The organism is Actinomadura sp. SCN-SB, assembly GCF_043906805.1.
Classification (GTDB): Bacteria; Actinomycetota; Actinomycetes; order Streptosporangiales; family Streptosporangiaceae; genus Spirillospora.
In genome coordinates, this window is record NZ_JBIMPP010000042.1 from 55877 (window position 1) to 67962 (window position 12086).

General features: G+C 71.3%; 10 protein-coding genes. 8 read left to right on the forward strand and 2 right to left on the reverse strand.

Annotated features, from left to right (window positions below):
• Positions 1-16 precede the first annotated feature (16 nt).
• Positions 17-625, reverse strand: a complete 609-nt coding sequence (locus tag ACGWYJ_RS24910; RefSeq protein WP_395108736.1) for a CGNR zinc finger domain-containing protein — start codon at positions 623-625, stop codon at positions 17-19.
• 146 nt (positions 626-771) lie between these two features.
• Here ACGWYJ_RS24910 and ACGWYJ_RS24915 point away from each other — a divergent pair, with 146 nt between their 5' ends.
• On the forward strand, positions 772-1128 hold the full coding sequence (locus ACGWYJ_RS24915; protein WP_395108737.1) for a VOC family protein: 357 nt from the start codon (positions 772-774) through the stop codon (positions 1126-1128).
• Positions 1129-1154: 26 nt separating this feature from the next.
• Here the strand turns inward: ACGWYJ_RS24915 and ACGWYJ_RS24920 are convergent, their stop codons facing one another.
• Complete coding sequence (locus tag ACGWYJ_RS24920) at positions 1155-2594, reverse strand: PLP-dependent aminotransferase family protein (protein ID WP_395108738.1); 1440 nt, start codon at positions 2592-2594, stop codon at positions 1155-1157.
• Here ACGWYJ_RS24920 and ACGWYJ_RS24925 point away from each other — a divergent pair.
• From ACGWYJ_RS24925 to ACGWYJ_RS24955, 7 genes are all read left to right on the forward strand, one after another.
• Positions 2593-3534 (forward strand): DMT family transporter, encoded by a 942-nt coding sequence (locus tag ACGWYJ_RS24925; RefSeq protein ID WP_395108739.1) that lies wholly within the window; start codon positions 2593-2595, stop codon positions 3532-3534. The two genes, ACGWYJ_RS24920 and ACGWYJ_RS24925, sit on opposite strands and share 2 nt — an antisense overlap.
• A 131-nt stretch (positions 3535-3665) precedes the next feature.
• The gene (locus ACGWYJ_RS24930) at positions 3666-4706 is read left to right on the forward strand and encodes a hypothetical protein (RefSeq protein ID WP_395108740.1); all 1041 of its coding nucleotides are present in this window, start codon (positions 3666-3668) and stop codon (positions 4704-4706) included.
• Between the two features lie 171 nt (positions 4707-4877).
• Positions 4878-5066, forward strand: a complete 189-nt coding sequence (locus ACGWYJ_RS24935) for a hypothetical protein (RefSeq protein WP_395108741.1) — start codon at positions 4878-4880, stop codon at positions 5064-5066.
• Positions 5067-5405: 339 nt separating this feature from the next.
• Positions 5406-6341: a 4-hydroxy-tetrahydrodipicolinate synthase gene (dapA, locus tag ACGWYJ_RS24940; RefSeq protein ID WP_395108742.1), complete on the forward strand. Its 936-nt coding sequence runs from the start codon at positions 5406-5408 to the stop codon at positions 6339-6341.
• A complete protein-coding gene (locus ACGWYJ_RS24945; RefSeq protein ID WP_395108743.1) occupies positions 6338-8023 on the forward strand; it encodes a ribonuclease J in 1686 nt (561 codons plus the stop codon). The genes dapA and ACGWYJ_RS24945 overlap by 4 nt, the downstream gene beginning before the upstream one ends.
• A gap of 90 nt (positions 8024-8113) precedes the next feature.
• Entirely contained in the window at positions 8114-10765 is a 2652-nt protein-coding gene (locus tag ACGWYJ_RS24950) for a DNA translocase FtsK 4TM domain-containing protein (protein ID WP_395108744.1), read from the forward strand.
• Between the two features lie 146 nt (positions 10766-10911).
• Positions 10912-11673 carry a helix-turn-helix domain-containing protein gene (locus tag ACGWYJ_RS24955; RefSeq protein WP_395108745.1) on the forward strand — a complete coding sequence of 254 codons (762 nt, stop codon included), beginning with the start codon at positions 10912-10914 and terminating at the stop codon, positions 11671-11673.
• Positions 11674-12086: the final 413 nt, after the last annotated feature.

The following is a 12086-nucleotide window of genomic DNA, read 5'->3' on the forward strand; positions in this document are numbered from 1 at the left end:
AGATCGTGCGGCCAGACTAGAGGCCGGGCTGCGCCTCCGTTGCCTCGGTGCGGCCTGCGGACGCCCGGCGGCGGGCGCGGTAGGTGCGGGTCTTGGTGCGGTTACCGCATACCCGCATCGAGCACCAGGAACGGCTGCGGTTCTTGGACGTGTCGATGAAGGCCCACAGGCAGGACTGCTCCTGGCACACCTTGAGCCGCGTCCAGCTCCCGTCGGCCACCGACTCCATGACGGCCACGGCCAGGCGCCCCAGGCCCTCGGCCGCGGCGCCGCCCTCCAAGGGGACGAGCGCAGGACGACCGCCAGAGAGCGAAAGTCTCAGTGGCAGGCGGGCGAGCGCCGGTTCCAGCCCGTCCGGCAGTACGGGGGCGGTGGACGACCGGTGGTGGGCGAGCATCGCCGCGCGAAGGGCCTCACGAAGGGCGTGCGCGTCGGCGAGGTCGCCCGCGTCCGCCTCCGGGACGCGACCGTGGACGAGGGCGTGCTCGGCCAGCCAGGTCACCAGGTGGTCCGGCGTGTCGAGCGCGTCGGCCCCGGTGCCCACGTCACGGGTGTTGACGAAGTCGCGCAGCAGCCGCGCGGCTGGGGACTCGATGCCGTGGCCCGTGTGCCGATCGCCGTCCATTTTTCCGTTGCTCCCAGGTGTGGCACGCACTGTACCAGGGGCGACACCGGTGTCGGCCGGTCGATGGTTGCGGAGGCCGACAACACCGGCGTACGGTGTTCACCGGTGTCGCACACCCGGCGGATCAGGACGAAGGAGGACGAGGGATGCGCGTGAAGGCGTGGTGCGTCGCGATCGACTGCACCGACCTGGACGAGATGATCGGGTTCTGGGGCGCCCTGCTGGGGATGAAGGTGACCAGCCGGGACGACACCTGGGTCGACATGGAACGGCTCGGCGCGGACGGCCCGCTGCTCAGCTTCCAGCTCGTCCCCGAGACCAAGCGGGTCAAGAACAGGCTCCATCTGGACCTGGCCGTCCCCGACATCCACGCCGCCGGGGAACGCGCACGCGAGCTGGGCGCCGTTCCGCAGGAGGAGCCCGTGAAGGACCCGGACCGTTCGTTCCGGGTGTGGCTCGATCCCCAGGGCAACGAGTTCTGCTTCGTCACCGACCGGTCCTGACCCGTCCCGGCCGCCCGGGCCGCCGATCAGAACGAGCCGGACCGGATCACGGCGGCGAGGCGCCGGACGCCCTCGGTCAGCTCGGCCGCCGACGCCGCCGCGCCGTAGCTGATCCGCAGGTAGGGGGCGGGCGGTTCGGCGGGGAAGAACACCCGTCCCGCGCTGACCAGCACCCCGGCGCGAAGGGCGGCCTCGGCGAGCGCGACGTCGTCCATCCCGTCCGGGAGCCTGACCCACAGGTGCGGCCCGCCGGCGGGGCGGTTGGCCCGCAGCTCGGGAAGCTCCCTGGCGAACGCGGAGCGGACCGCGTCCCGGCGGGCGCGCAGCTCGGTACGGAGGGCGCGCAGATGGCGCTGCCATCCGGGGGAGCTGACCAGTTCGAGGAGCGTCTCCTGGAGCGGCCTGGCCGGGAAGAAGTTCTCGACGAGCTGGGTGGAGCGGATCCGCTCCGCGACCGGGCCGCGGGCGATCACCGCGGCGACCCGCAGGCTGCTCGCGGTGGCCTTGGTCGGCGAGGCGATGTGGACGACCCGGCCTTCGGCGTCCCCGTGCACCAGCGGCGGCGGGGTGGGGTCGATGGCCAGGTGGCGGGCGAAGTCGTCCTCGATCACGAACGCGCCGGCCGCCCGCGCGGCCTCGATCACCCCGGCGCGCCGGGCCGGGGCGAGCACCGCGCCGGTCGGGTTGTGGAAGGCGGGCTGGGTGTAGAAGGCGCGGGCGCCGGTCATCTCGAACGCCTCGGCGAGCATGTCCGGGCGGACGCCGTCGCCGTCCATCGGGACGGGCACCGGGTGCAGCCGCCCGGCCCGCGCGATGGCGAGCACGCCCGGGTAGGTCGGCGACTCCACGAGCAGCGGCGCGCCGGGCGGCAGCAGGGCGCGCAGCACCGTGGTGAGCGCGTGCTGCCCGCCGCTGGTGATCAGCACGTCGGACGGGCTGACCGCGCCGGAACGCCCCGCGCCGCCCGCCGTCCGGGCGAACCAGGCCCGCAGCTCCGGGATGCCGCCCGGCGGCGGCACATCCCAGGCGTCGGGACGGCGCGCGGCCCGTGCCGCCGCGGTGGCGAGACCGCGCAGCGGCTGGAGCGTGGGGTGCATGTAGCCGCCGCTCAGCGCGATGGCGCCTTCGGGCGCGGGCAGGAGCAGCCGGCTCAGGTCGTCGGACTGCACCGCCCGGTCGCCGAGCGCGACGGCCTGCCAGCTCATGTCCGCGGCCGCCGCCGCGTCGTGTCCGTCAGGGGCCGCGCGGGACGGGGCGTTCTCGGCGACGAAGGCGCCGCTGCCGGGACGGGTCACCACCAGGCCCTCGGCGACCAGCTGTCCCAGCGCCCGGGACACGGTGACCGGGCTGACCTGGTGACGGCGTACCAGGACGCGGCTGGAGGGCAGCCGCTCGCCGGGCTGGAGACGGCTCACCTCCGCCCGCAGGCGATCGGCGAGAACCGCCACACTGCTATCCTGGGACATGAGAGATGAGGATAGCGCTACTGAACTGATGCCGATAGCGCTCGGCGGTCCCGCCCTCGCGGGGCTGGGCGTGCTGATCTTCTCCTGGACCATCCCCGCGTCCGTTTTGGCGTTAGACGGGCTCGACCCTTATCTGGTCGGCGTCGGCCGGGCGGCCGTGGCCGCGATCCTCGCCGCCCTCGCCCTCGCGGCCGTGCGGGCGCGCCGGCCCCGCCGCGGCCAGTGGGGACGCCTGGCGGTGATCTCCGGGGGCGTCGTCTTCGGGTTCCCGGTGCTGACCACGCTGGCGCTCGACCTCGGCGCGTCCGGGGCGCATTCGGCGGTGGTGGTCGGCCTGCTGCCCGCCACGACGGCCGTCTTCGCGGTGCTGCGCGCCGGGGAGCGGCCCTCGGCGGCGTTCTGGGCGGCGTCGGCGGCCGGGGCGGTCGTGGTGACCGGATTCACCCTGATCCGCAGCGGGGGCCATGTCACCGGCGCCGACCTGCTCCTGTTCGGCGCGCTGCTGGCGGCCGCCGCCGGCTACACCGAGGGCGCGCGGATGACCCGCGAGATGCCCGGCTGGCGGGTCATCTCCTGGGCGACGGTGGCGGGCGCCCCGATCTCCGTGCCCGTCGCGGCGTGGCTGCTGGCCACCACCGGGCCCGAGTGGACGGGACGCTCCGTCTTCGGCATCGGCTACGTGTCCGCGCTCTCCGCGTACCTGGGCTTCTTCGCCTGGTACGAGGGCCTGGCCAGAACGGGCATCGCACGCGGCGGGCAGATCCAGCTCGCCCAGCCGCTGCTCACCATCGTGTGGTCGGGGATCGCCCTGGGCGAGCTGATCGACGGCACCACCGCGCTGGCGGCCGTGCTCGTGCTGATCTGCGTGCTCGTGACCCAGCGCGCCCGCGTCCAGCGGGTCCAGGACGTCCCGGGACGCGTGGAGGCGCGCGCCGTGTGAAACCCGGAGCAGGCGGAGAACCGGCGGCAGGCCATCGCCCGGATCCGCGGTGTTCCGACAACGCGTCCGGTCTGGGTGCCCGGTCTGTGATCCCAGTTCGAGAAGGTTCCGCTTTGCCCGATCATGTCCCCATGGTGCGGACAACGGGACGATGGGCGAGGCGGGGCCTGCGATGGGCGGGCTGGACGGCCGCGTATGTGTCAGGGCTGGTCGCGCTCGTCCTGGCCGGGGCATGGGTGTGGTGGCAGCCCGAACCCGTGTCACGCGGGACGGTGGTGAACGCCCTCTGGGCACGGCACCAGTGGGTGGGGGAGGCGCACACCGAGGAGGAGTACCGAGCCCTCGGCCGGCTGCTCAAGGAGAACCGCATCACCGACGTGTTCTTCCACGCCGGACCCTTCGAGGCGGACGGGACCGTGCCCCCGTCCAAGTACCGGTACGCACGCGCGCTGATCCAGGCGATGCGCCGCCACGCTCCCGGCGTCCGCGCCCAGGCGTACCTCGGGCAGATCCGCAAGATCGACGGCCACGGCGTCACCGACCTCGACGACCCGGCCGTACGGCAGAGGGTCCTGCGCACCGACGCGCTCATGCTCGATCAGGGGTTCGACGGGATCCACTACGACTTCGAGCCCATCTACACCGGCGACACGGCGTTCCTGGAGCTGATGGACCGCACCCGGGAGCTGACGCGCTCCCGGGGCAAGGTGCTGTCGGTCGCGATCGAGCAGCTCACCCTGGTGGACGCGGCGCAGCCGCTCTACAGGGCGCTGATCCCCCGCGGGCACGGGCGCGTCCACTACCCGCCGCGCCCGACCACGGACTACCTGCGCGCGCTCGCCGACCGGGCCGACCAGGTCGCGATCATGACCTATGACGTGTCGCTGCCGACGCCGTCGCTGGCCGGATGGCACTTCGCCTGGCACACCGAACGGACCCTCCGGCTGATCGGCGACCGCACCACCGTGTTCATGGGAATCCCCACCTACCGGCCGTTGTTCGACTGGGCCGAGGGGCTGGAGGTGGCGCTGCGGGGCGTCCGCCGCGGGGTGGACGCGCTCGACCGGCCGCCGAGGCGTCCTTTTGGAGTCGGGATTTATGCTGAATGGACGTCCATACCCGCTGAATGGGCGCTTTACCGGGCTACCTGGCTTCCGGACGGGCCAGGATAGAACGGCCTCGACGCCAGCCTGGCCAGAACCTTCCCATTTCTGGGTTTTCGCAGCTCAAAGGGTGTGTTGGAGATGCGTCCCCCAGGGGTAGGCATCCGAAGTCAGGATCGGTCGGGGCCGGGCGGGGCCCGGACTCCGTAGTGCGGATCTAGGAGTGGGGGAACGAGGCCGATGAGCGTCAATCGGACCGGATGGCATGAGTCCGACCAGCTGACCGAGCTGTCGGCCGAGTTCGCCGGATGGCGGATCGGCCGTGGTGGCTCCGGCCACTGGTGGGCGGTGCGCGGAAACGAGCTCGTGCGCACTCCCGATGTGAACGAGCTGCGAGCGCGCCTCAGCGAGCTGAGCGAATCCCGCTAGCCGGACCGCCGGAGAGGCCGGGCCGCGGCCCGGCGGGCGGCACCGGATGGCGGGACCCTGGGAACGCGACCGGGACCGATGATCTCCGGGGCGGTCCGCAGCGGGCGCGTTACCCAACCGAGTCCGGGACGTAGCCGGACTGGCCCTGTAACGAGGCATTTGCGTGCCACGATGTGGAGGTAAGAAGCCGCCCGCCACACGTACCCCCGAGCGTGTGGCGGGCGGCTTCTGCTGTGTCGATCGACGCGCCGGCACGGCACGGCAAAGTTGCAAGACAAGAGGGTAATTGTGGGGACCTGCGGGTCCAAGCCGGGCGCCCGGAACGGTACCGTTCGATGCATGGCACCCAGCACTACAAGCGGCGCTCCCTTCGGGAGGATGCTGACCGCGATGGTCACGCCGTTCCGGCCCGACGGAGGGGTCGACTACGACGGAGCCGCCAGGCTCGCGACCTACCTGGTCGACGAGCAGCGCAACGACGGCCTCGTCATCAGCGGGACGACGGGGGAGTCGCCGACGACGAGCGACGCCGAGAAGGACCGCCTGCTGCGCACGGTGATCGACGCCGTGGGGGACCGCGCGGTGGTCGTCGCCGGTGTCGGCACCAACGACACCGCGCACAGCTGCGAGCTCGCACGGGCGGCGGAGGAGGCGGGCGCCGACGGCGCGCTCGTCGTCACCCCGTACTACAACAAACCCCCGCAGGAGGGGTTGCTGCACCACTTCACCACGGTGGCGGACGCGTCGGGCCTGCCGTGCCTCCTGTACGACATCCCGGGCCGCACTGGTGTGCCGATCCGCACCGAGACGCTGCTGAAGCTGGGCGAGCACCCGCGGATCGTCGCGGTCAAGGACGCCAAGGGCGACCTGTTCGCGGGGTCGGCGGTCATGGCGGACACCGGCCTGGCCTTCTACTCCGGCGACGACGCCCTCAACCTGCCGTGGCTGTCGGTGGGCGCCTGCGGGTTCGTCAGCGTGGTCGGTCATGTCGTCGGGGCCGATCTGCATGAGATGATCGAGGCACACCTGGCCGGTGACCGGGAGCGCGCGCTGGGCATCCACCGCAGGCTGCTTCCCGTGGTCACCGCCATCATGACCCGTACGCAGGGCGCCATCGCCGTCAAGGCAGCGCTGAACCTGCTGGGCCTGCCGGGGGGCGGCGTGCGCGCGCCCCTGGTGGACGCCTCGCCGGAGTTCGCGGCGCGCCTGCGTGAAGACCTCGTGATAGGGGGAGTCAAAGTGCCTGAGGGAACCATGCCGGAGGTCGCCCGGTGAGTCACCCTCACCCGGAGCTGCCGGAACCTCCCGAACTCCCCGAGAACGGCCTGCGCATCGTCGCGCTGGGCGGGCTCGGGGAGATCGGCCGGAACATGACCGTGTTCGAGTACGCGGGCCGGCTGCTGATCGTGGACTGCGGGGTGCTGTTCCCCGAGACCGAGCAGCCGGGCGTCGACCTGATCCTGCCGGACTTCGAGTACATCAGGGACCGCCTCGACCGGGTGGAGGCCGTCCTGCTCACCCACGGTCACGAGGACCACATCGGCGCCGTCCCGTACCTGTTGCGGGAGCGGCCCGACCTGCCCATCGCGGGCTCCAAGCTGACGCTGGCGCTGCTGGAGGCCAAGCTCACCGAGCACCGCATCAAGCCCACCACGGTCGAGGTCAAGGAGGGCGACAGGCGGCCGTTCGGCCCGTTCGACCTGGAGTTCCTGTCGGTCAACCACTCCATCCCCGACGCGCTGGCCGTGGCGGTGCGCACCCCCGCGGGCCTGGTGCTGCACACCGGCGACTTCAAGATGGACCAGCTTCCGCTGGACGGGCGGCTGACCGACCTGGGCGGGTTCGCCAGGCTCGGCAGCGAGGGCATCGACCTGCTGCTGTCGGACTCCACCAACGCCGAGGTCCCGGGGTTCGTCACCAGCGAGCGCAACATCGGCCCGGTCGTGGACGACGTCTTCCGCACCGCGCAGGAACGCATCATCGTCGCCTGCTTCGCCTCGCACATCCACCGCGTCCAGCAGGTCCTGGACGCCGCCGTGGCCAGCGGACGCAAGGTGTGCTTCATCGGCCGTTCGATGGTGCGCAACATGGGCGTGGCGCGCGAGCTGGGATACCTGAACGTTCCCGAGGACATCATGGTCGAGCCCCGCCAGCTCGACGACATCCCTCCCGACCGGCTCGTGCTGGTGTGCACCGGGTCCCAGGGCGAGCCGATGTCCGCGCTGTCGCGGATGGCCAACCGCGACCACCAGATCCGGATCACCGAACGCGACACCGTCATGCTCGCGTCCTCGATGATCCCGGGCAACGAGACGGCCATCAACGCGGTCATCAACGGCCTCACCCGGTGGGGCGCGCGCGTCGTCCACAAGGGCAACGCGCTCGTGCACGTCTCCGGGCACGCGTCGGCGGGCGAGCTGCTGTACGTGCTCAACATGACCAAGCCGGGCAACTTCATGCCGATCCACGGCGAGTGGCGCCACCTGCGCGCGCACGCGAAGCTGGCCGCGCTCACCGGCATCCCGGACGAGAACATCGTCATCGCCGAGGACGGCGTGGTGGTCGACCTGGTCGACGGCAGGGCGTCCATCGTCGGCGCCGTCCCCGCCGGGTACGTGTACGTCGACGGCCTGTCGGTCGGCGAGGTCACCGAGACCTCCCTCAAGGACCGCCGCATCCTCGGAGAGGAGGGCTTCGTCTCCATCGTCGTCGGCGTCGACTCCACCTCCGGCAAGCTGGTCGCCGGCCCGGAGATCCACGCCCGCGGCGCCGGCATCATGAACGAGGACTTCGACGAGGTCATCGAGCGCATCGAGGCCGCGCTGCAGGAGGCGGGAGCCGACGGGGTCAACGACACCAACCAGATGAGCCGCCTGGTCCGCCGCACGGTCGGCAAATGGGTCAACGAGAACTACCGCCGCCGGCCCATGATCGTCCCCGTGGTGGTCGAGATCTGACCTTCCACTGGTCCGGGCCAGGACGGAGGGCAACACGCCCGAGGGGTGGATTGCCGGGAACGTGCGGGGTCCTTGGTTAGGCTCGTCAGCATGGCCACGCGTGCGTCCGGGGGAGCCAAGGCGACCTCGCGTACCCGGGCCGGCGCCGGTGGGGCCCGCAAGGACGCGGGCTCAGGCCCCCGCAAGCGTCCCAGCGGCGGCGCGAAGGGCGGCGGCCGCGGTTCCGGCAAGGGGCGCCCCCCGCAGAGACCCGACCCGTTCCTCCAGGTGATCACCGGCCTGTTCAAGCTGGTGTTCAAGCTGTACCACCTGGCCGCCGTCACGGTCGGCTCGGTGTTCCGCGCGTACGGGCGCGGCGCCCGCGGGCTCGACCCCGAACACCAGCGGGACGGGCTCGGCCTCGCCCTGCTCGGCGGGGCGATCGTGCTCGCGTCGGTGACCTGGTGGCGGCCCGAGGGCGTGCTGACGATCGCGCTCGAACAGGTCGTGCGCGGCGGCCTCGGCGTCCTGGCGATGGCGCTGCCGCTGCTGCTGGGCGTCATCGCGTGGCGCACCCTGCGGCACCCCGAGCACAACGACGACACCGGCCGCATCGTGATCGGGCTGACCGCGCTCGCCGTCGGCATGCTCGGCATCGTCCACATCGCCGCCGGAGGACCCGCCCCCGCGCGCGAGATGGAAGAGGTACGCCGCGCCGGCGGCGTCATCGGCTGGCTCGCCGCCGCGCCGCTGGAGGCCGCGCTGAGCGGCTGGGTCGCGGTGCCGCTGCTGCTCCTGCTGTCCGGCTTCGGGCTGCTGGTCGTCACCGCGACGCCGATCAACCGCGTCCCCGAACGGCTCGCCGAGCTGTGGTCCGTCGCCACGCTGCAAGGACGCCCCGCCCAGAACGCCGAACGCGCGAAGGACGACAAGGCGAAAGACGAGGAGACGGCCAAGCCCAAGCGCCGCCGCAAGTCCAAGCGCGCCGACGAGGACGGCGGCGAACTCGACGTCGGCGAGCACTCCAGGCCGTACGACACCCCCGTCCTGGAGGACGCGCCCAAGAAGGGCAGGCCCACGCGCGACCTGGCCGACGACCTCTTCGACCCCGACCCGTTCACCGGCGAGGAGCCCCCTCCGCCCGTCCCCGACGAGGACGAGCCCGCGCCGCTCCCCGAACCCGTCGCCATCACCGAACCCGACCCGCCCGCGCCGCGCACACCCGACCCCACCCCGCCGCCGCGCAACGTGGAACAACTGCCGCTGTCGTCGTCCGGGGAGATCTACGAGCTGCCGGCGCCCACCATGCTGCGCCCCGGCAGCGTCACCAAACCGCGCACCAAGGCCAACGACACCGTGGTGAGCGCGCTCACCGGCGTGCTGGAACAGTTCGACATCGACGCGCAGGTCACCGGGTTCACCCGCGGCCCCACCATCACCCGGTACGAGATCGAGCTCGGCCCCGCCGTGAAGGTCGAGAAGGTCACCGCGCTCACCAGGAACATCGCGTACGCGGTGAAGAGCGCCGACGTCCGCATCATCTCCCCGATCCCCGGCAAGTCCGCGATCGGCGTCGAGATCCCCAACGTCGACAAGGACATCGTCAGCCTCGGCGACGTGCTGCGCTCGCCCGCCGCGACCAACGAACACCACCCGATGATCGTCGGACTGGGCAAGGACGTCGAAGGCCGCACGGTCGTGGCCAACCTCGCCAAGATGCCGCACATCCTCATCGCGGGCGCCACCGGCGCGGGCAAGTCCACCTGCATCAACGGGCTCATCACGTCCGTGCTGATGCGCGCCACCCCCGACGAGGTCCGCATGATCCTGGTCGACCCCAAGCGGGTCGAGCTGACGATGTACCAGGGCATTCCACACCTCATCACGCCGATCATCACCAACCCGAAGAAGGCCGCCGAAGCGCTGGAATGGGTCGTCGGCGAGATGGATCGGCGCTACGACGACCTGGCCGCGTCCGGGTTCCGGCACATCGACGACTTCAACAAGGCGGTGCGCGCGGGCAGGCTCACCGCGCCGCCCGGATCCGAACGCGTCTACCAGCCGTACCCGTACATGCTGGTGATCGTGGACGAGCTGGCCGACCTGATGATGGTGGCGCCACGCGACGTCGAGGACTCCGTCGTGCGCATCACCCAGCTCGCGCGCGCGGCCGGTATCCACCTGGTGCTGGCCACGCAGCGTCCCAGCGTCGACGTGGTCACCGGGCTCATCAAGGCCAACGTCCCGTCCCGGCTCGCGTTCGCGACGTCCTCGCTGGCCGACAGCCGCGTCATCCTCGACCAGCCGGGTGCCGAAAAACTCGTCGGACAGGGCGACGCGCTGTTCCTCCCGATGGGCGCCAGCAAGCCCATGCGGATCCAGAACGCCTACGTGTCCGAGAAGGAGATCCACGGCGTCGTCGAGCACTGCAAGGCGCAGATGCAGGCCGTGTACCGCGAGGACGTCACCGGGTCCGCCGGACCCAAACGCGAGATCGACGAGGACATCGGCGACGACCTGGACCTGCTGACACAGGCGATCGAACTCGTCGTCACCACCCAGTTCGGCTCGACCTCGATGCTGCAACGCAAACTGCGCGTCGGATTCGCCAAAGCGGGCCGGCTGATGGACCTGATGGAAAGCCGCGGCATCGTCGGGCCCAGCGAAGGATCCAAGGCGCGCGACGTCCTCAAGAAACCCGATGACCTGGCCGATGTCATGGCCGAACTGCGCGGGGGCGGCGACGCCGGCACGCCCGCGTGAACACGCCACCGGAATGATGCGAAATCTTGCCCGGTTTCCAACGTGTTGCCGCTCGCTGAGTGGGCATTGCGGTTCCTAGACTGGTGTCACTGGAGTTGTTGCATCCGGTCAGTTCCGGTCTGGACACGCTCTGAAGGAGGCTCGGCGTGAGCATCGGTGAGACCTTGGCGAGAGAGCGCGAGCGGGCCGGTCTCACCCTGACCCAAGTCAGCGAGCAGACCCGGATCCGAGAATCGGTGATCCGGGCCATGGAACAGGACGACTTCAGCACCTGCGGCGGCAACTTCTACGCCCGCGGCCACATCCGCAGCGTCGCCCGCGTCATCGGCATCGATCCGGAACCGCTCGTACGCGAGTACGACGACGCGCACGGCGGCGCCCCCATGCCGTTGTCGGCGGTCACCGCGTTCGAACCGGAACGCCCGGTGGAGTTCCGCGAACGCCGCGCCCCCAACTGGAGCGCCGCCATGGCGTTCGCCCTCGTCCTCGTCCTCATTTACGGCATCGTCCAAGTCGTCAACAGCGTCGGCGACAGCGAACGCCGCTCCGCCCAGCAGGTCGCCGGCACACCCATCGCCCCCGCGCCCGGCACGACCTCCGCCTCACCCAGCACCACGCCGCCCAAAGACCCCGTCGCCGCCGCCCCACGCGACGAAGTCGAACTCAAAGTCAAAGCACGCAGCACGACCTGGGTCAACGTCCGCGGCGACGAAGGCAAGCAACTGTTCAGCGGCCTGCTCCACAAAGGCCAGTCCCGCGAGTGGACCGACCCCGAAAAACTCAGCATCCTGATCGGCAACGGCGGCGGCCTCCGCGTCACCGTCAACGGCCAGGACATCGGCTACCCAGGCTCCCCCGGCAGCGTCTACAGAGTCACCTTCACCCCGGAGGACCCCGACTCTGCTTAGTGTGGGGGGCGACCCCCCACACCCCCCGGGAGCGGGGCGGGATGCCGCATCCCTGCGCTCGTAGAACTCGCTCCGGGCCACGGCCTCCCACCCCGGCAGGGGGCTCCGCCCCCATGCACCCCCGTGGGGCTCCGCCCCTTTCCCTCGTTCGGGGGCTTCGCCCCCTGGGGTTCTGGTCCCTGGTCTCGCGGGCGATCCCGCTCGGGGCGGAGGCATCGTCTCCGGCACCTTCTTGGGTGCTTTGCCTCATACGTCCGCTGGGTGCGGCTGGGCCAACTCCCAACTCTTCCCGGAGCGCGGTGGACGTGTCTTCGTCCTGGCGGGGTATGCCCTGCGTTCCCAGGTCAAAGCGCGTGCCAGTAATGCAGACAAGGGGCGAAGAGGCAAGGGGGGCGAAGCCCCCAATGGGGGCG